19 protein-coding genes and 1 pseudogene are annotated in these 19426 nt (G+C 72.6%); 10 read left to right on the forward strand and 10 right to left on the reverse strand.

The features are described 5' to 3' along the window. Positions 1-93 precede the first annotated feature (93 nt). On the forward strand, positions 94-2985 hold the full coding sequence (locus tag K7I03_RS33295; protein ID WP_185943027.1) for a pyridoxal-dependent decarboxylase: 2892 nt from the start codon (positions 94-96) through the stop codon (positions 2983-2985). Here the strand turns inward: K7I03_RS33295 and K7I03_RS33300 are convergent. Further along, entirely contained in the window at positions 2954-3436 is a 483-nt protein-coding gene (locus K7I03_RS33300) for a hypothetical protein (protein WP_185943026.1), read from the reverse strand. The two genes, K7I03_RS33295 and K7I03_RS33300, sit on opposite strands and share 32 nt — an antisense overlap. Positions 3437-3888: 452 nt before the next feature. Beyond that, positions 3889-4323 carry an NUDIX domain-containing protein gene (locus K7I03_RS33305; protein WP_185943025.1) on the reverse strand — a complete coding sequence of 145 codons (435 nt, stop codon included), beginning with the start codon at positions 4321-4323 and terminating at the stop codon, positions 3889-3891. Between the two features lie 238 nt (positions 4324-4561). On the opposite strand from K7I03_RS33305, the gene K7I03_RS33310 reads away from it, so the two are divergent. Next, positions 4562-5179 (forward strand): DUF4956 domain-containing protein, encoded by a 618-nt coding sequence (locus K7I03_RS33310; protein WP_224347358.1) that lies wholly within the window; start codon positions 4562-4564, stop codon positions 5177-5179. A 14-nt stretch (positions 5180-5193) separates the two neighbouring features. After that, positions 5194-6006, forward strand: a complete 813-nt coding sequence (locus K7I03_RS33315; RefSeq protein WP_185943024.1) for a polyphosphate polymerase domain-containing protein — start codon at positions 5194-5196, stop codon at positions 6004-6006. Positions 6007-6122: 116 nt separating this feature from the next. On the opposite strand, the gene K7I03_RS33320 is transcribed toward K7I03_RS33315, so the two are convergent. After that, positions 6123-6707: a TetR/AcrR family transcriptional regulator gene (locus tag K7I03_RS33320; RefSeq protein WP_185943023.1), complete on the reverse strand. Its 585-nt coding sequence runs from the start codon at positions 6705-6707 to the stop codon at positions 6123-6125. 87 nt (positions 6708-6794) lie between these two features. Here K7I03_RS33320 and K7I03_RS33325 point away from each other — a divergent pair, with 87 nt between their 5' ends. Beyond that, the gene (locus tag K7I03_RS33325; RefSeq protein WP_185943022.1) at positions 6795-7589 is read left to right on the forward strand and encodes an SDR family NAD(P)-dependent oxidoreductase; all 795 of its coding nucleotides are present in this window, start codon (positions 6795-6797) and stop codon (positions 7587-7589) included. Positions 7590-7633: 44 nt separating this feature from the next. Here K7I03_RS33325 and K7I03_RS33330 read toward each other — a convergent pair whose 3' ends face one another. After that, positions 7634-8608 (reverse strand): Lrp/AsnC family transcriptional regulator, encoded by a 975-nt coding sequence (locus K7I03_RS33330; RefSeq protein WP_185943021.1) that lies wholly within the window; start codon positions 8606-8608, stop codon positions 7634-7636. A 106-nt stretch (positions 8609-8714) separates the two neighbouring features. Between K7I03_RS33330 and K7I03_RS33335 the strand changes: the two genes are divergently transcribed. Continuing rightward, the gene (locus K7I03_RS33335) at positions 8715-10109 is read left to right on the forward strand and encodes an MFS transporter (RefSeq protein ID WP_185943020.1); all 1395 of its coding nucleotides are present in this window, start codon (positions 8715-8717) and stop codon (positions 10107-10109) included. A gap of 30 nt (positions 10110-10139) precedes the next feature. Here the strand turns inward: K7I03_RS33335 and K7I03_RS33340 are convergent, their stop codons facing one another. Then, entirely contained in the window at positions 10140-10757 is a 618-nt protein-coding gene (locus tag K7I03_RS33340) for a winged helix-turn-helix domain-containing protein (RefSeq protein ID WP_185943019.1), read from the reverse strand. Between the two features lie 103 nt (positions 10758-10860). Between K7I03_RS33340 and def the strand changes: the two genes are divergently transcribed. Further along, complete coding sequence (gene def / locus K7I03_RS33345; RefSeq protein WP_185943018.1) at positions 10861-11520, forward strand: peptide deformylase; 660 nt, start codon at positions 10861-10863, stop codon at positions 11518-11520. Between the two features lie 313 nt (positions 11521-11833). Here def and K7I03_RS33350 read toward each other — a convergent pair whose 3' ends face one another. Then, positions 11834-12250, reverse strand: coding sequence for a hypothetical protein (locus K7I03_RS33350; RefSeq protein WP_185943017.1), 417 nt, complete (start codon positions 12248-12250; stop codon positions 11834-11836). Positions 12251-12320: 70 nt separating this feature from the next. Then, positions 12321-12599 carry a hypothetical protein gene (locus tag K7I03_RS33355; protein ID WP_224347359.1) on the reverse strand — a complete coding sequence of 93 codons (279 nt, stop codon included), beginning with the start codon at positions 12597-12599 and terminating at the stop codon, positions 12321-12323. 56 nt (positions 12600-12655) lie between these two features. Here K7I03_RS33355 and K7I03_RS33360 point away from each other — a divergent pair. Then, a pseudogene (locus tag K7I03_RS33360) lies at positions 12656-13436 on the forward strand (pyridoxal-phosphate dependent enzyme); the annotation flags it as partial. Between the two features lie 123 nt (positions 13437-13559). Here K7I03_RS33360 and K7I03_RS33365 read toward each other — a convergent pair. Continuing rightward, on the reverse strand, positions 13560-14024 hold the full coding sequence (locus K7I03_RS33365; protein ID WP_185943016.1) for a hypothetical protein: 465 nt from the start codon (positions 14022-14024) through the stop codon (positions 13560-13562). 306 nt (positions 14025-14330) lie between these two features. Here K7I03_RS33365 and K7I03_RS33370 point away from each other — a divergent pair, with 306 nt between their 5' ends. Both K7I03_RS33370 and K7I03_RS33375 read left to right on the forward strand, forming a co-directional pair. Further along, on the forward strand, positions 14331-14825 hold the full coding sequence (locus K7I03_RS33370) for an RICIN domain-containing protein (protein WP_185943015.1): 495 nt from the start codon (positions 14331-14333) through the stop codon (positions 14823-14825). A gap of 118 nt (positions 14826-14943) precedes the next feature. Further along, positions 14944-15597, forward strand: a complete 654-nt coding sequence (locus tag K7I03_RS33375; protein WP_185943014.1) for a C39 family peptidase — start codon at positions 14944-14946, stop codon at positions 15595-15597. 102 nt (positions 15598-15699) lie between these two features. Here the strand turns inward: K7I03_RS33375 and K7I03_RS33380 are convergent, their stop codons facing one another. Continuing rightward, positions 15700-16740 carry a vWA domain-containing protein gene (locus K7I03_RS33380; protein WP_185943013.1) on the reverse strand — a complete coding sequence of 347 codons (1041 nt, stop codon included), beginning with the start codon at positions 16738-16740 and terminating at the stop codon, positions 15700-15702. Between the two features lie 537 nt (positions 16741-17277). Between K7I03_RS33380 and K7I03_RS33385 the strand changes: the two genes are divergently transcribed. Further along, complete coding sequence (locus K7I03_RS33385; protein ID WP_185943012.1) at positions 17278-18906, forward strand: purple acid phosphatase family protein; 1629 nt, start codon at positions 17278-17280, stop codon at positions 18904-18906. A gap of 122 nt (positions 18907-19028) precedes the next feature. On the opposite strand, the gene K7I03_RS33390 is transcribed toward K7I03_RS33385, so the two are convergent. Beyond that, entirely contained in the window at positions 19029-19205 is a 177-nt protein-coding gene (locus K7I03_RS33390; RefSeq protein WP_185943011.1) for a hypothetical protein, read from the reverse strand. Positions 19206-19426: the final 221 nt, after the last annotated feature.

The following is a 19426-nucleotide window of genomic DNA, read 5'->3' on the forward strand; positions in this document are numbered from 1 at the left end:
GCCTGTGCGAGCGGTGCGCACCCGCCGGTGCCTCCCGCACTCCCGCACTCCTGCGCGCCCACTCGCCCAGCACCCGTCCCGGGAAGGAGCACCGTGCACCAACGACTGAACGGTCGCGCCGGCGACGGCGGGCCGGCCACGGAGCACACCGGAGACATCGAGGGGATCGACGCCGACACCGGCCGGGAGCTGCTGGACGGCCTGCTCGACGAGGCCGTGTGGCTGGACCACTGCGCGTTCGTCAGCGCGTCGTTCGGCCCGGCACCGGCCTGGCTGCGCCATGAACCGGTGTCCGCGTTCCGGCCGTTGCCCGTGCCGCCGCCCGCGTCCGCGAGCCTCCGGGGCACGCCAGGGCGGCGACGTGTGTGCGTCTCGTTCGCGCCCGAGCACGGCCCCAACGCCCGTACCTGGGCCCGTACCCACGGCTACCGGCTGCTCGCGCCGGACGCCGGGGTGACCGCCTGGGCGGCGGACAAGATCAGCGTGCTGGAGCTGTTCGGGGAAGCGGGAGTGGCCACCCCGCCGTGCGTGGTCGTCCCCGCGACCGGCCGGGCACCGGCGCGGGCGTACTGGCACGACGACTGGCCCGGGGCCGTGGCCCAGCGCAGGGAGAACAACCTGATCGGACGGGGCACCGCCCCGCTCGCCTCCCCGGCCGACCTCGACCGCCGCCTCGCCGGCTGGCCGGACGAGCCGGTCCGGCTCAGCCGCCGGGCTCCCGGGATCTCCCTGACCGTCACGGCCTGCGCCGGACCGGACAGGACCGTCGTCTCGGCCGTCTCCCACCAGCTGGTGGGACTGCCCGAACTCGCCGCCTCCTGGGGCACACACTGCGGCAACCAGCTCGTCCACCCCGGCGATCTGCCGGACGGGTTGTACGGACAGGCCCGCGAGGCGGCGCGGCGCGTGGGCGAGGTGCTGCGGGGCCGCGGCTTCCGGGGCGTCTTCGGACTCGACCTCGTCGAAGAGGACGGCAGGCTCCTGGCCGTCGAGGTCAACCCCCGCTTCCAGACCGTGGTCTCCCTCGTCCAGGCCGCCGAACGCGCGGCGGGACTCCTGCCCACGCTGGGGCTGCACATCCTCTCCTTCCTCCTGCCCGCGCTGCCGCCGTCCGTGCCGGGGACGCTGCCGTCGGAACCGTGCCGTCCGAGCCAACTCGTCGTCCATGCCGCTGAGGACACCACGCTGCACGGCCTTGCTCCCACCGGGCGTTACCGGCGTGCCGGCCGAGTTGTGACAGGCCCGCTCGCCGCGCCCGCGGACCTGACCGAACTCCACGACGACGAGGCCCTGTACTGGGCGGTCGCCCGTCCGGGACCGGTCGCGGCCGGCCAGGAGCTGGCCCTGCTCCAGTTCCGGCACCCCGTCGCCCCGCTCGAACCTCGGCCCCGCCTCCACCCGGAGGCACGGGAGTGGATTTCCTCCTTCCACGGCCTGTCGTGGACAGAAGAGGAGGAAGAGAAGGAAGAGGCCACGACGCCCCTGCTCCGGCTGCCCGAGGGGCCGATGCGCACGGCGGGCCTCCACGCCCTCGACCTCATCATCGAGCGGTTCACCACCTCCCGCGCGCGCCCGCCGCTGTGCGTCCCGTCCCCCGACGAGCTACGGGCCGTCCTGGACGAACCCCTGCCCGAGAGCGGCACGGACGACCTGTGCGCCCTCCTCGAACGCGTCACCCGTGACGCCCTCGGCCAGGCCACCCGCCTGGACCACCCCCGGAGCTTCGTCTTCACCCCGGCCACCGGCAACTTCCCGGCCGTCCTCGCCGACGCCCTCGCCTCCGCCTACCTCTCCGTCCCCGGGGCGTGGCTGGTCGGCGCGGGACCCACCCAGCTCGAACTCACCACGCTCGACTGGCTCAAGGCACTCCTGGGCCTGCCCGAGGAGGCCGGCGGTCTGTTCGTCAGCGGCGGCTCCGTCGCCAACCTCACCGCCCTGGCCGTCGCGCGCGACCACCACCTCAGCGACGACCGCTCCCGCGCCCGCCTCTACTGCTCCACCCAGGCCCACCCCTCCGTCGCCCGCGCCGCGCACCTCCTGGGCCTCACCCGCGGGCACCTCTCCGTCGTACCGGCCGACCGCGCCCTGCGGCTCGACCCGGCGGAGGTCGCGCGGCGCGTCACCGGCGACCGCGGCGCCGGCCTGCGCCCCTTCGCCGTCGTCGCCACCCTCGGCACCACCGGCACCGGCGCCGTCGACCCCCTCGACGACCTCGCCGACCTCTGCGAACGGGAAGGACTCTGGCTCCACGTCGACGGCGCCCACGGCGCGGCGGCGGCCGCCACCGCCCGCGGCCACGGGCTGCGCACGGGACTGCGCCGCGCCGACTCCCTCACCGTCGACCCGCACAAATGGCTCTTCCAGCCATACGAGATCGGATGCGTCCTCCTACGCCGCCCGGAACTGCTGCGCGCCACCTTCGACCTGGCACGCCACACCCTGGACAGCGGCTACCTGGCCCCCACCTTCCCCCGGGGCGACGAGGTGAACCTCTCCGACCACGGCCCCCAGCAGAGCCGCGGACTCCGGGCCCTGAAGCTGTGGCTGTCGTTGAAGACCTTCGGCGCGGGAGCCTTCCGGCAGGCGATCGAGCACGGCATGGACCTGGCCGAGCACGCGGCGGCCCTGATCACGGACCGGCCCGAGCTGACGCTGGTCACACCGGCCAGCCTCGCCGTCCTCACCTTCCGCTACCACCCGGCCGACGCCCCGCCCGGCTGGGACGCCGACGCCGCACAGGAGGACATCAGCCGGGCGGTGTGCGCGGAAGGCGAGGCGCTGCTCCTCACCACCCGGGTGCACGGCGCCACGGTGCTGCGCATGTGCACCGTCAACCCCGGCAGCACCCGGGACGATGTCGCGTACGTACTCCATCAGGTGGTCCGCCACGGCCGCCGGTCGGTGGCTGCGTTCAGAGAGTCGACGGGCGCGCTCGCGGAGTCGTCGGGCGTGCTCAGAGAATCGCCAGCGTCGAAGGACCGGTGATCTCCCGCACTCCCCGTGCCGTGGTGCACGCCGGCACGTCGAGTGTGAGCTGGACCCCGGGAGAGGCGACGGTCCGCCCCCGGAACGCGCCCGAGACCACCTTGCCGACCACCAGCACGACCGCCTGGCCGGCCACCTGCTGGACAGCCCCCATGGGATAGATCACCACGCTCTTCGCCCCGTTCCTCCAGGTGATCTTCTCCACCGTGGTGGCATCCGAGGCGAAGCACCCGTTCACACCGCCGCCGCTGATCACGGACGTGGCGGAGGCGAATCCCGGGTGGGCGGACGGACAGGTGTAGACGCCCGTCCCGGAGATCCGGGTCCTTCTCGCCTGGAGGCCGAGCCCCGGGGAGAACCCGACGGTGTTGGTCCCGACGCAGCTGACGGCCGCTGCCGCCCCCTGCGCCTCCACCGTGGCCGGCCCGGCCGCCATCATCCCCACGGCCAAGGCCGCACCCCCGCACCTCATCACCCACGACCTCGCCCGGCGCATGCCACACCCTCCCCACTCGCACCAGCCGCTCCCGGGAGCGGAAGCGGCCCGTTCACTGAGGCACATGCATGCCCAACCGCGCCGCGTTCCACCGAGGACCGGTAGCGCGCACCACACGGGGGGCGCGCACGGCAGGGCCGTCCGCCTGGCGCGCTCCCGTGCTCTCGCGCGCTGCGGGCGCGCGGTCGTCGGCAGGCGGCGATGTGCCGTGCACGGGAGGCATGGAGGGGAACGGCGGCAAATGGCGGCGGGTACGGGGGCGGAGGGGACGGTGCCCGGTGATGGCCCCCCGAGCTCTGCGCTTCATCGCCGAAGCGGCCGTGTACCGCACGTCCTGACGCCCCGAAGCCGACCGTCCCCACCGCACGCCGCGGCCAGGCCGCGCACCCCGGGGAATCCGGCCCCGCTCAAAGATTTTTCTCCCGCTCGTACCGCTCGATGACGGCCTGCGCCCACGGACACATGACCAGGCGCGGGATCACCGAGGCCGGGAACCAGCGCACCATGATCCCCTCGGTGAGGGGCAGGGCCTCGGCCTCACCGTCCCAGCGGCCCAGGAAGACGGCGATCAGGTCATCCGTCGCGTCCGTCGCGTCCGTCGCGTCCGTCGCGTGCGCTGGGACAACGGCGTACGGCCTGAGCCCGGGCAGAACCAGGCCCGCTTCCTCCTTCAGCTCCCGGGCGACGGCCGCCTCGGGCGTCTCCTCGTCGCCCTCCCGGCCCCCTCCGAGCAGCGACCAGGTCCCCGGGTCGCAGATGCCGGGGATGTCGTCCCGCAGGTGCAGCAGGTACTCCCCACGCGAATTGACGATCAGAGCTGCCGTGCCCAGCGGTTCCTCCATGACTCTTCCTTCCTGCTCTCGGTCGCCCGGGGGAGGGGTGAGTGGTCCCGGGAGTCAACTTCCGTGCGCGGGTTGCCCGTCGGCCGCCTTCCGTCTTCTTTCCCCCCGAACGGAGAGCGCTAAGGGGGACGGATCATGGCGCATCGTTTCTCCACAGCCGAACGCATGTTCACCGCGGTCGCGCCTATCGTCGGTGCCCGTTCCACCACACCGAGAACGCGCACAAGGGGGCACCACCATGGACGTTTTGCGGCACCTCACCGCCCATCTGGGACTCGACCTCGCGGCCGTCTGCCTGCTGACCTTCCGCATCTACCATCCGCGCCACGGGCGCCGGGACCTCGTCCCGCCCCTACTGGCGCTGAACGTCGGGCTGTTCACCGTCGTCCACGTCCTCGCCGCGACGGGGGGCGGCCACGGCGGGACCTCGCTGGGGCTCGGGCTGTTCGGCGTGCTGTCCCTGGTCAGGCTGCGGTCCGACGCCGTTCAGCAGGAGGAGGTCGGCTACTACTTCACCGCGATGGTCCTCGGCCTGCTCTGCGCGCTGCCGCACCTCTCGCTCCTGACGGCCGCGGCGCTCAGCGCCGTCCTGCTGCTCGTCGTCCACGCCGCGGACCACCCACGCCTGTTGGCCGGATCGCGCCGGGCCCTGGTCACCCTGGACACCGCGCACGGCGACCCCGACACTCTGCGGGCCGACCTCGCCCGAAGGCTCGGCGAGCCCGTGCACTGGGCGGTGCTGAACGTCGACTACGTCCGGGACCTGACCGTCGTCGACGTGCGGTACCGCGAGCCCCTGCCGGCGCTCCCCGGGGTGAACGCGCACCGCGCCCAGCCCGTCGGCGAGGCGGCGTGAGCGGCATCGGACAGATGGCGACGCTATCGGCCGGCGTCCGCGGCATCCGGGCCGCCGCCGACGCCGCCTCCCCCGTCTCCCTCACCGAACTCAACGCACGCGCCGGGCTCCTCACCCGCTTCGACCGCTCCTACCTGCTCCCCACGGAGGTCTTCCTGCGGCTGGCCGAACGGCTGACGGACCCGCGGCGCCCCGGCGGCCCCTTCCGCGCCCTGACGATCGACGGGCGGCGCGCCTTCCGCTACCACTCCGTCTACTACGACACTCCGGGACTCCGCTCCTTCCACGACCACCGCCAGGGCCGCAGACTCCGGTTCAAGATCCGTGAGCGGGTGTACGAGGACTCGGGCGAGCGGCAGTTCGAGATCAAGCTCAAGGGACGGCGCGGCGACACCGTCAAACACCGCAGCGCCCTGACGGACGGCGCCGGCCCGCTCGACGCCCGCCACCGCTCCTTCCTCGCGGGCACGCTGCGCCGCGCCTACGGCATCGAACCCCCCGCCGCGCTCACCCCGTCCGTCACCACGGACTATCTGCGCACCACCCTGGTGGCCGACGGCGAGCGCGTCACCTGCGACGCCGGGCTGGTCTGCGGCGATCTGCGGACAGGGCGGACGGTGCACTGCGACACGGACCTCGTCCTCGTCGAGACCAAGTCGGCCGGCCATCTCACCGACGCGGACCGGCTGTTGCACTCCTACGGGGAGCGCTCTGCGACCTTCACCAAGTACTGCGGCGGGCTCGCGGCCCTGCGCCCGGGCCTGCCCGCCAACCAGTGGCGCCGCGCCGCACGCCGAGCGTTCGGGGCCGCCTACGGGCCCCACTGAGACAGGGGGCCGCGGCCGCGGCCCGGTCCCCAAACCACCCAGCTCCTCCACCACCCGATCCCTCAACCACCCACTCGCGCCGCGCTCCGACGATTCCCGGGAGGCATGCGGCCCGCTCACTTCCCCGGAAAGGCCCGCATCGCGATGTCGACGGCGCCCTCCAGGTCGCCGGAGGTCGCGCCGGAGGTCGCCTGGACGGCGATGCCGTACCAGAGGAGGCAGACGTAGCGGGCCAGGTCGTCGGCGTCGGTGCCGGCGGGCAGGTCGCCGTCGCGGACGGCCTGCTCGAAGCGCTCGCGCAGGGCGTCCTCCGCGGCGTGCCGCCGCGCGGCCGCCTCGGCGCGGACAGCGCCGGACGCGCCCCCGGTGGCCAGGGCCCCGTGCACCATGAGGCAGCCGGGGCCGTCCTCCCCGGTGGTGGCCGCGATGGTGCCGCGCAGCAGGGTCTCGGTGGCGGTACGGGCGGTGGGCTGCCGGAGCGCGTCCCGCACATGGAGGGCCGTCTCCATGTAGCGGTCGAGCACCTTCCGGAACAGCGCCTCCTTGTTGCCGTAGGCGGCGTACAGGCTGGGCCGGCTGATGCCCATCGCCTCGGTGAGGTCCGACAGCGCGGTGCCCTCGTACCCCTGGCGCCAGAACACGCGCAGGGCGCGGTCGAGCCGTTCGTCGAGGTCGAATTCGCGCGGGCGTCCGGGCGTCATGAGGCTGCCTCCGTCGAAGTTCTGTACTGAACGGTATGGTAGCGTCCCCGTTCAGTACCGATCGGTACAGAACTAGGGAGGGTTTCCATGGTCCCCACGAGCACCACACCCACCAAGAGCGCCCCGGCCCCTCGCGAGCGGCGACTGGCCGGCCAGGTCGCACTGGTCACCGGAGGATCAAGGGGCATCGGAGCGGCCACCGCACGCATGCTCGCCGAGGCGGGGGCGGACGTCGCGATCTCCTACGCCGCGTCGGCCGCCCGGGCCGAGGACGTGGTCGGCGAACTGACCGCCCTCGGCGTCCGGGCCGCCGCCCACCGCGCCGACCAGGCGGACCCCGAGCAGGTCGCCCGGCTGGTCGCCACCGTCGCCGAGGACTTCGGCCGGCTGGACATCCTCGTCAACAACGCCGGAGTGATCGCCTCCGGCACGGTCGGCGACCCGGCCGCGGACACCGCCGCGCTCGACCGCCAGTACGAGGTCAACGTCGGCGGCGTCGTGGCCGCCATCCGCGCCGCCGCCGGCCTGCTCTCCGACGACGGCCGCGTCATCACCATCGGCTCCAACCTCGCCGCCCGCACCGCCTTCCCCGGCGTCGCCGACTACGCGGCGGGCAAGGCGGCGGTCGTCGGATACAGCAAGGGCGCCGCGCGGGACCTGGCACCCCGGGGCATCACCGTCAACGTCGTCGCGGCCGGCTCCACGGCCACCGATATGAACCCGCAGGACGGCCCGACGGCCGACCGCCAGCGGTCCACCAACGCACTGGGCCGCTACGCCCGCCCCGAGGAGATCGCCGCCGGAGTCCTCTTCCTCGCCGACCCCGCCGCCTCCTTCGTCACCGGCACCGTGCTCACCATCGACGGCGGCAGCCTGGCGTAACCCGGGACCGCCCGGCGCGACGGGGACACCCCCAGCCGTCCCGCTCAGCGTTCGACCGGCAGAAGAGCGCCGGCCCGCTTCACCGTGCGGATCACCGGAGCCGTCTCCATCGTGCGGATCGCGTTCAACGAGGCGATCCGCTCGCTCAGATACCGCGCGAGATCGAGGGCGTTCCGGCAGTTGACGGCCGCGAGCAGATTCGTCGGACCCGTGGTCCGGGCGACGAGCGAGACTTCGGGATGGCGGGCCATCGCGGAGGCGACGGCGGTGAGTTCGGAGGGCCGTACGGACATCCACAGGCGGGCTTCGCTGCGGAAGCCCAGTACGGCCGGTGGGATGTCGAGGAGGAAGGTCAGGACACCGGCCCGCCGCAGGGCGGTGATCCTCCGTCTCACGGTCGATTCGGAAGCACCGGCCGCCACGGCGAGCTCGGCGTGACTCGACCGCCCGTCCCGCGACAGCAGTTCCAGGAGCCGGCGATCCACGGGCTCCAGGGAGACCTCGCCGACTCCGATGGTCGGAGGCGTGAACAGCGCCGTCCGCTCCGGCGTAAGGCACGCGATCCCGGCCCAGTCGCCGGGCAGGGCGTGGTGGTCGAGGAGCAGGTGGGCGGAGACGGAGGTGACGCGCCCGGTCCTGGGCAGCTTGTGCAGCAGCAGTGCTTCGCTCTCCTCCGTGGTGGATGTCCGGACACCGCACGAGATTTCCGTGCCGCCGGAGAGCAGATGGACGTAGGAGGTGTCGGGGCGGGCGGCGAGCGCCCTGGCGATGGCGGTCGCCGCGTCGGGGGTGCGGTGCAGCCGGATGGTCCAGGCACTGTGCCCGAGGCGGGCGCCGTTGAGGGCGCCCACCACACGCAGGATGCCCGCGGCGCGCAGCCGGCGGTACCTGCGGGCGACGGTGTTCTCGGACACGCCGAGCGCTCGGCCGACGAGACGGAACGGGGCGCGCCCGTCGATCTGCAGGGCATGGACCAGCCCCCGGTCCACCTCGTCCAGCCTGACGGTATCCCCCTTCACGGGGGACGAGTGTGCCAGTATCCGGCGCGCGGGACGGGCCGGATGGCTGATCAGGGTGCCGGTCCCGACCGTGGAGGCAACCGACAAGCTCCATGGAGGAAGCCCCATGCGCAAGTGGTGGCCGTTGGCGGCCGTCTGCCTCGGCACGTTCCTGTTCCTGCTCGACACCACCGTGTTGACCGTCGCCCTGCCCGACATCGGGGACGACCTGTCCGCTCCGCTGCCCGCCCTGCAGTGGGTGGTGACCGTTTACCCACTGGTTCTGGCCGTTTCGCTGCTCACCATGGGGGCGTTGGCCGACCGGCACGGTGCGCGCGCCGTGTACGTGGCCGGCCTGACGGTCTTCGGCCTCGCCTCCCTGGCGTGCGGCCTGGCCTCGGACACGGGGGTGCTGATCACGGCCCGTGCGGTGCAGGGCATCGGCGGCGCGGCGATGGCCGTGACCACCTTCGCCCTGATCGGCGCCGTCTACCGGGGCCCCGACATGGGACGGGCGATGGGAGTCTTCGGGGCGGTGACCGGCCTGGCCGCCGCGGTCGGGCCGATGCTCGGCGGTGTCCTCACCCAGTACCTCGGCTGGCGGGCGGTCTTCTTCCTCAACCTCCCCCTCGTCGCCGTCACCGTCGCACTGTCCCTGCGCGTCCTGACGGCCGGGCGGCCGGATGCCGGGATCCGCGTCGACCTGCCGGGAACGGTCGCCTTCGCGGTCTGCGCGGGATCGCTGGCCTACGCCCTGACGCGGGCCGGCGAAGACGGCTGGACATCCCCGGCGGCACTCGGGCTGCCGGCCCTGGCCGCCCTCGCCTTCGCCGTCTTCGTCCGCGTCGAACTGCGCCGCAGCGCGCCGCTGTTGGACGTGCGGCTGTTCACCCGGGCGTCCTTCTCCGCGGTGATGACGTGCGTGATCGCCTCCACGGCCGCCTTCGCGGCGCTCGTCTACACCTCGTTGTGTCTGCGGTCGGGGCTCGGCCTGGGGCCGGTACGTGCCGGGCTCGCGCTCATGCCCCTCGCCTTGGCCTCGTTCGTCACCTCACTGATCGGCGGCCGTAGGCTGCACGGAAAGCCTCCGCGCGTGGTCCTCTCCGCAGGTCTGCTGCTGAACGGGGCCGGCTGCGCGCTGCAGGCGGGGCTGCGCGCCGACTCGTCCGCCGCGTCCCTGGCCGTAGGACTCGCCGTCACCGGCGTCGGGGTGGGACTGACGGGGCCGGTCATGGGCACCGCGGTCTTCGCGGCGTTCCCGGCCGAGCGGTCCGGCATGGCGGCCGGCGCCATGACGACCTTCCGGCAACTGGGGCAGACGCTCTGGGTCGCCGCCTTCGGCGTCCTGTTCCAACATGGCGGTGGCCCCATGGCCGACGGCCTGAACCGGGTCCTGGTGGCCACCGCGGCGGTCGGCGTCGCCGGTTCCGTCCTCGCCTGGTTCTCCGTGGCGGAACCGGCGGGGGAGAAGGACGCGCTGCCGCCCGCCCGCCGGGATCACACCGGTTCGCGGCCGCGGTGATCCCCGCGTCGGGGAGGGGCGCGCCGGGTGCTACTCCGCCCCCGTCTCCGCCGAAGCCGCAGGGAACGCCCCGCCGACGAGGGGGAACAGCCGGTTGATCGCGGCCACGGCCACGGCGCCCCGGGGGCGCGCCGCCGGGTCCTCGTCGCGGTCGCGGTAGGCGGCGAACAAGCGGCGGACGGACGAGGTGAGTTCGGCGGCCTCCGCCGGGGTGAGGTGGAGGACGGCGCTGAAGGAGTCGTCCCGCTGCCACTCCGCCGGCGCCTGGTGCCGGTGGGTCAGCCACTGCCGGTAGCTCTCGTCCTCCAGCCCGCGGGCGAGGGCCGGGAACGCTTCCGGTTCGTCGTGTTCGGCCTGCGGGGGCCGGCCGGACGGTTCGGGCGAGCCCCAGCGCAGCCGCCACGGCCGGGCCCGGCCGCCCTGGTGCGGGACCTCCTCGATGAGGCCGTGCCGGGCGAGCTGACGCAGGTGGAAGGAGCAGAGGCCGGAACTGTGGCCGAGGCGGACGGCGGCCTCGGTGGAGGTGAGGGTGCCGGCCTCGGCCAGGAGGTCCAGCAGCGCGATCCGGACGGGGTGGTCGGGAAGGGAGCGCGGGGCGCGGTCCGGCGGGGGACCGGCGGGTGTGGTTCGAGGGTTTTGATCACTCACTTTGCAAAGGGTGCTACTTTGCAAAGCATCTGGCAACCTGTCAGACGGCCGGACCGGCACCCCGCGTCCCGCCGGCGGCACACACGGAAGGCGTTGATCGTTCATGGCTCTTGGTTTCGGTGACACCGCGCGGGACCGCCGCGTACGCGTGCAGGGCGAGCCCGTCGCGTCGTACCCGCGCCTCGCCCCCGAGGTGGAACGCGGCGCGGTGCGCCGGATCACCGTGGTCGGGGAGGAGGTCCTGCACCGTCCGTGCCGGGAGGTGACCCGGTTCGGCACTCCCGAACTGGCGGCGCTGATCGACGACATGTTCGCCACCAACCAGGCGGCCGACGGCGCCGGACTCGCCGCCAACCAAGTCGGCGTGGACCTGCGCCTGTTCGTCTGGGACATCACGGACGAGTGGGGCGTCCGCCACGTCGGGCACATAGCCAACCCCGTCCTGGACGAGGTGCCCGCCGAACACCGCCGCCTGGTGGACGAATCCGAGGGCTGCCTCTCCGTCCCCGGCCCCTACCGCGTCGTGCCACGCCCCGACCGCGCCGTCGTGCGGGGCCGTGACAAGAACGGCGATCCGCTGGTGATCGAGGGCAGGGGCTACTTCGCCCGCTGCCTCCAGCACGAGACCGACCACCTCAACGGCCGCCTGTACCTGGACCGGTTGACGCGGCGGGAACGGAAGTCCGCCCTCCGCGAGATGGAGGACGCCCGGGACGAGGTCTTCGCCCGGCGCGCCGCCGCGGCGAGAAGCCTCGGCAAGTGACGCGCGGGACGGACCGTGAGACGGACCCGCGCCCGTCTCCCTCAGCTTGTTCTTTATGGTCTGAGTAGGTTTCGTTCGGTAATGCTTTCTGGTCGTTTCGCGGTCTTGCCCACGTCGTAGCGGGTGGCGGGGCGTCGGTTCTTCGAGCCGGGTGGCCGTCCCGGCCCGTGCCCCCAAACCCTCAACACCTGGACCAGGAAGACCGCTTGGCTCCTAGAATCGCCGTCCCACGACCCGCTAGGACGTCGGGAAGACGACCAGACGGCCCTAGAACATCATCGAACGCGACAGCCTCAGAGGTCAGAAGACGTGCTCAGTGCCCACGCTGGTCCAGGACGCGATCCCGGTATGCGCGCCAAGCATCGAAAGCCGACTGGGCGCAGTCCGCGGTGAGGAAGTCTCCCGACCCGGTCTCGAAGGCCCGTGCTTTCAACGCATCGGCGACCGCGAGGGCAGCGTGAGCTGCTGCTTCGCTGTCGCCATGGATGAAGAGACTGACTCCGGCGACCGGGGCGTCATCAGCCTCGTTGACCGGGGTACTGATGGAGAAGCCGGGCCCCTCGTAGTCGCCCCAACCATTCTGCGAATACTCGATGCCCGGCAACACATCCGCAAGGACACCGCGAACGTCGCGGCCCGCGCCCAGGCTCGGTGGCTCCCAGTCCTCGGGGATCTCGTCTATCGCCTCGGCCTCGGGCGGAAACCGCATGATGAATACATCCCAGCTCACCCGCACAATCTACGTGCCAGCACTGACACTCAGCCCGGCACTGAGCCAGCCGCCTGGTTAAAGGACAGGCTCAGCGCGACCGCGCCCCCGCCGCCCGGTCCACGGCCTCGCGGTCCGGCTCGGGCAGCCACCACTCGCGGTCGGGGAGGCGGTGCCAGCCGTGGTCCCGGGCGTAGGTATGGACGAGTTCGAGGGTGCGGTCCAGCACGGGTGACGCGCCGGTGGCCGGGTGCCAGACGGCGTGCCACGGATAGAGCGGTACAGGGTCGGTCAGGGGGCGGGCGGTCAGCCCGTCGGGGAGCCGCCCGGTCGTGAGGCCGAAGGAGGGGTAGCCGCGGGCGGCGACCATGGCGTGGATGGCGGCGCGCCCGTGCCCGCGGACCCGCAGCGCGACGGGGAGCCCGAATCGTCGGCTCGACGACCGTGGACCGCACTCTGCGCGTCCAACTGGCCGTCCTCGGCGCGACGCTGGAACAGATGGAGCCGTGCAGCGACCTCAAACTGGACCAGAAGCGCCGCGTGGAGCGGATCCACGAGATCCTCGCCGAACACCCCGAGTACCACTGGATGCGCCAGTACCACGACGACATCCACTACCTCGGCTACCGTCCGATCGCCGACCGGATCCGGGAGGCGGTCGGCGCGGACGGACTGACCGTCGTCGGCGGGGTCGGCTCGGGGGCCTCCACGGGCGCGCTCGCCCGCCGACTGCGGGACGGGCCCGACGGGCCGGCCGACGTCGAGCTCGTCGGCGTCCAGCCGTACGGAAGCGTCACGTTCGGTGCCGAACACGTCACCGACCCCGAGATCATTATCGCCGGAATCGGCAGCTCCATCCCGTTCGGGAACGTTTCACACGAGCTATACGACACCCTCCACTGGATCTCCTTCGAGGCGGCGCTGGCCGGCAGCGTCGACCTGCTACGGCGGCACGCGGTCTTCGCGGGCCTGTCCACCGGCGCCGGCTACCTCGCCGCCCGCCACGAACGTGAGCGCTCGCCCGACCGCCTTCATCGCCGCCGATACCGGCCACCGCTACACCGACACCGTCCACGCCCGCCACCACGAAGCCGTCCCGATCACGGACCTGGCCCCGCGCGACGTGTCCGACCGGAGCGGACTGACCCTGCCCTGGTCCCGCATGCGCTGGAACCGCGCGCCCGCGCCGGCGTGCACTATTCGGTAACCGACGGCGTCGCGACGCCGACCATTGCGGGGGAGGGGAGGGGAGGGGAGGGGAGGGGAGGGGAGGGAAGGGGCCGGGCCCGGATCGGCTCGGCTCCGCGGGACGAGGCGCCCCGTCCCGGGATCACGGCGGCTCGACCTCCAACCAGCGCAGCCCCCGCGCCCCCCGGTACTCCAGTGCCTGCCAGCCCAGCCCCCGCAGCACGTCCGCGCACCGCCGAAGGCCCTCCTGCTGCTGATACCGCACGCGACTGCCGGGCGGACCGACCCACTCGACGCGTACCGTCCCCCCGTCCGCGTGCACACGGTAACCGGTCGCCAGGCGCCGGCCGTCGGTCCCGACGGCGGACGGCGGCACACCGGCGGCCTCCAGCGCCAGGGCGACGGCGCGGACCGGCTGGAGGCGCTCCCAGTCGGCGGGCACGGACAACGGCCTGCCGGCCGGCGGGTTCATCACCGCACGAATCCGGTGCAGCCCGTCCATCGCCTGCCGCACGGCGTCCGCACGCTCGTCGGGCCTCCGACCGGCGGGCGCGGACGGCCCCTCGTCACCCGTGGCGGCGTGGAAGCCGCCCGTACCGTCGGCCATGCTTCCTGCCCCTCCTTCGCAGCACATCACCCATCGCGTTCGGGCCGGCTTCCATGATGAGGCCAGGGTCTGACATCGACCGCGGAGGCCGGGGGCGGATCCACGAACAGCCGCCCGGCGAGACCGCCGCAGACGGCCGGACACGAGCCCGGACCCGTCCCGGGACCAGCCCCTCGACGAGGGGCAGGACACGGGCGGCGGGTTTTCGTCTCACCCGTGGCCCTGTCCGGCCCCTAGGGTCGGCGCCGACGAAAGCCCGTGCACCCACTGGAGGTACCTGTGCGTACGTCAAGGCGGTTGGGCTCCTTGTCGGCAGCCGTGGGCTTGTGCCTGGGCCTGGCCGGCCTCTTCGCCGCGCCGACCACGGCCACGGCCGCGGTTCCGGCCGCGGAGCGCCCCGACGGTGCCCGGATCAAGGTCGGCTTCATGATCGCCTCCAATATGAACAACAGGTGCCTGGAGGTCAGAGCGGGCAACACCGGCATCGGCGCGCTGGTCGACATGTGGGACTGCCACGGCGGCTCCAACGAACGCTGGTACTGGGACGGTTCGACCATCCGCAGCGACCTCAACGGGAAGTGCCTCGACGTCGTCGCCGGGAACAGCGAGAACGGCGCCGCGCTCAACATGTGGGACTGCCACGGCGGAGCCCCGCAGCAGTGGGTCTGGGACGGCGCCCGGCTGCGCGATCCGGTGTACGACCGATGCCTGACCATCGGTAACGCCAACTGGTGGAACGGCGCGTCCGTCATCCTCTGGGACTGCAACCTCGGCTCCCACCAGCAGTGGCACACCACCTGACCCGACGCGTCACGCGCACACGGACGCCCGGGGCCCCGCCCGCCCAACGCCGGAGCCGCCCAGACCGCCCTGACCGCCCAGGCCCGCTTGACCGGCCGGCCGGATAGGCTCAGGACCCATGAAAGACACGCTCACCACCCTCCGGCCGGCACCGGTTCCGTACTTCGCCCAGTGGGCCTCCGCCCACCTCGTCGAGGACATCGTGACCGGCCGGATCCGGGCGAGCGAGGACCCGGCCTGGGCCCAGTACGGCGCCTCCGACCCGGAGGAGTACGCGTGGTGGTCCTGGCGGCTCTGCGGCATCGCCTGTCTGCGCATGGCCCTCGCGCACTTCGGGCGGACCCCGCCGAAGGCGATGGAACTGGCCGCGGAATGCACCGCCGCCGGCGGATACGTCAAGCACGCCGACGGGCTGCACGGCCTGATCCACGCGCCGTTCGCCTCCTGGGTGCGGGACCGGTTCGGCCTGGCGGCCGAGGCGCGCCCCGAACTGTCCGCCGCCGACCTCCCCGGCATCCTCGCCGCCGGCGGACTGGCGATCCTGTCGGTGCACCCGTCGATCCGCCACCCCGACAGCGAACCCCCGGCCAAGGGCGGCCACCTGGTGCTCGCGGTCGGAGCCACCGAGCACTGCCTGCTGATCCACAACCCCTCCGGCTTCCCGGGCACCTCCCAACGCGACTTCCCCGTCCCTTGGGACAGACTGGGCCGCTTCTACGCCCGCCGAGGCATCATCCTGGCCCCTCCACCCCCCACCACCGACCCCGCGTGACGCGGCGCATCCCGCCACGGGCCGCTCACCTCCGCGCCGAGGCCCGCTTCGTCCAGAGGTCCAGATGGGTACCAACCCGTGCGCGCCCCGAAACCGCCTCCGTCAGAGCATCACCAGCAACCGAGTGTTCGGTACGAGCTTCCGGTTCACACTGGTGCTCTGGACGAAGATCGTGAAGTCGTCGTTGTGGTCGGGCCTGACGCGGACCTCCACGTCCGGCAGTCCGAGCAGGGCGCGTGCCTCCGGCCCCGTGTAGACGCGGTCCGTCTCCTTCTCCAGCACCGCGATCTGCTTGCGCGCCTGGACCTTCTCCGACTTGCTCAACTGATAGAATGCGCAGCCGGTACGGTAAGCGTGACCGTGCTCGACGACCCGGTCGCGTATGGCCATCTCCCGCACCACCGGGATCAGTTCGTATCCCGAAGGGTCCGCCGGAGTGAGACCGGCCGCCTTGATGGTCTCCTGATTGACCGCCTCCGCCCCCGTGGAGAACACGGCCCGCGACCCCCGGATCCCTTGCGAGCGGCCCACCATGAACTTCTCGGTGGCCTCCCGGATGACCTGCCCGGCCTCTTCCAGGCCGTGTGTGCTCGTGGCGTCCCAGACGGCGATGTTGTCCTTCGGGAAACCGCACTGCATGGCCTCGCGCTTGCCCATCTGGTCCGGAACGAGCACGGCCAGCGTCCAGTTGTCCTCCTGCGTCTCGATCATCCTGGCCACCGCCCGCACCAGCTCACGCCGGTCACCGGAAGGAGCGTCCGCGCAGTGATGGCTCGCGTTCTCCTGCCCGTCGGTCAGGACGAACGTGAGGAAGCTGTGGTCACCGTACAGCTGCGCTGTCTGCGCCAGCTCATGCTGCGACTTCAGCGTGGCCGCCAGCAGAGCCGTCATCCCGCCGACCCGGTACAGCTCCCTCAGCGACGGCATGCGCAGCACGTCCTTGTCGTAGATGACGCACTCGACCTCGTTCGCGAAGACGTACACCGTCACACGGGTCTCCTGGTCCAGCTCCTCCGACCGGCGGGCCAGGTAGGCGATCTGCTGGTCGGCGACGTCGACGACCTTCTGGCTCAGATGCGACATGGACGAACTGGCGTCCAGCACCAGGGCAACGTGATTGATGTAGTTCTGCGTTCCGGACATGGCCGTCTCCCCCTCGTTCCGACTCGGTGTTCCCACCTTCTCACCCACCACTGACAACGGCCTCCGACGCCGACCGCCGGGCGAACGCCCCCTCGAAGCGACCACTGCCGACCCCGTCCGCCGCCCGGTGCGGGAAGGCGACGGCCGGTACCCTCCGGGCACTGCGCGCCGTCGCCGCCTGCGCCCTGCCACGCTGCGGACGCCGGGTGCCGGCCCGCGGCTTCCTCGCCTTCAGACGTCGTCGCAGGGTGCCGCTGGGCTCGGCGGGGTCAGGCAAGACGACCTTCGCTCGCCGCGACCGACATCCGCCTTGGCCGCCCGCTCGTGGACACTCATCGCGCGCCTGCTCCCCACCGCCCACGGCCGGCTTCCCCGGCACCCCGGGCGAACGGCTGACGCGCGCGACGTCACGGCCGGCGCCCGCTCCCATCCACCCGACCGGACGCACCGCACCCACGAATTCGTCATGGGCATATCAACACGCCATCGCTTACAGTGCCCTGATTGATCAACTCCCCCACGAAAGCAGGGCGTTACATGGCGATCACACGGAGATCCGTACTCAAGGGCTCATCGGCCGCGGCCGCCGCCTCCTTCGTGGCCACCGCCGCCGGTGAAGGGGAAGCGGCGGCCGCCCCCTCACCGGCGGCGCCGGCCGTCGGACCCCTGCTGCAGAACCGGCCGCACCGGCTGGGCGCGCCCGGAGTGCTGGGCGTGCACCTGCAGTTCGGCTCGGACCCGTCGTCGGAGATGACCGTCTCCTGGATCACCCCGCAGTCGGTCCGCCGACCCCAGGTGCGGCTCGGCTCGCCCGCGGGCGGCCACGGCGGCCGGGCCGTCGAGGCCGAGACCCGCACCTACCGCGACGGGCTGTCGAAGGAGGAGGTGTACGTCCACCACGCCCGGATCACCGGCCTGCGCCCCTCGACCACGTACCTCTACACCGCCGGGCACGACGGCGCGACCCCCGAGACCGGCTCGTTCACCACGGCACCCCGCGGCCGCGCCGCCTTCACCTTCACCAGCTTCGGCGACCAGGCCACACCCAACCTGCGCCGGATCATCCACCTCCCGGACGGTGTCCCCTCCCCGGTCAACCGCTTCCCGCTGCACACCAGCAGCCAGGTCGGTTCGCCCGCCTCGGCCGACATCGTCGCCGCCGTGGAACGGGTCGCCCCGCTGTTCAACTTCGTCAACGGCGACCTCTGCTACGCCGCGATCGCCGGCGCGTGGGGCACCAGCCGGGTGGCGACCTGGGCGGACTGGTTCATCAACAACAGCCGCTCCACCCGGCTGCGCCCATGGATGCCCTGCGCGGGCAACCACGAGAACGAGAAGGGCAACGGCCCCATCGGCGCCGCCGGTTACCAGACCTACTTCGCGCTGCCCTCCTCCACCTCGGGCGACGAGGAGACGCGGGGCATGTGGTACGCGTTCACCGTCGGCGCCGTCCGCTTCATCAGCCTCGCCAACGACGACGTGGCACTCCAGGACGGCGGCGACACCTACATCAGCGGCTACTCGGGCGGCGCCCAGCGCCGCTGGCTGGAGCGGGAACTCAAGGCGGCGCGGGCGGACCGGGACATCGACTGGATCGTGGTGTGCATGCACCAGCCGATGATCTCCAGCCACCGCAGCGCCGGCAGCGACCTGGGGGTGCGCCGGGCCTGGGGCCCGCTGTTCGACGCGTACGGCGTCGATCTGGTCGTCAGCGGCCACGAACACCACTACGAGCGCTCACACCCGGTCCGCGGCACCCTCCCCAACGAGACCCGCACCCCCATACCGACGGCCACCCGCACCGACCTGGTCGACACGAGCAAGGGCACCGTCCACATGGTCATCGGCGCGGGCGGCAACATCGCCACGAGCCAGGACGACCTCTTCGACACGCCCCAAGCCCGGGTCCTCGTCGCCCTGAAGGACGACAAGACCTCCTCCGGCCACCGCGAACCGGTGTGGATCGCCGAGGAGGCCCCCTGGGCGGCCGTCCAGGACCGCAAGTACAACCGCGGTTTCGCCGCGTTCGACGTCGACCCCGGCGACCGCCACGAGGGCCTGACACGCATGCGGGTCACCTACTACACCTTCGACGGCCCACACGGCGACCTCACCCCCGTCGACACCTTCACCCTCCAACGCCCCCGCACGGACACCCGCCACTGACCGCCCCTTCCGCCCCGCGGTCAGGACGAACGCCAGCGGGCGGCGCTTGTGGTCGAAACGCGGTGCCTGCCCAGCTCGAACCCGTAGCACCAGCGGACGCCGCCGACCATGGCGTCGGTCTCCTACGGGCTGGACCGCCGCGCGGAGTCGCGGTCCAGCGCGAAGGGGGGCGGGGGGATCTGCTCCAGACCGCCCCAGCCGCCGAGTGGGGTGAGCACGGTCGCGCGCATGTCGCCCAGGGCCCGCTCCGCGGCGTAGCGAAGGGAGCGCGAGTCGGCGGTGCGGAAGCGGAGCGGCATGTCGTCGTTCCTGCTGCCGGCCCGCAGGGTGCGGGCTGCCTGCTCAGACCCCCGGCCCGGCCACGCGCCCGAAAGTGCGGCCTCCGGCAGATGGCGCGATGGAGTACTCCAGCCTGGTGACCTGCGGCGGGTGCTGACATCGAACCCCTGCTCGGCGCGATGGACTGAGCGGACCGAGATCCGCGCGGCCCCGGCCCGTCCGAGCGCCGGTACTGCCGGAG

Origin of the sequence: Streptomyces mobaraensis (genome assembly GCF_020099395.1) — a bacterium.
Classification (GTDB): Bacteria; Actinomycetota; Actinomycetes; order Streptomycetales; family Streptomycetaceae; genus Streptomyces.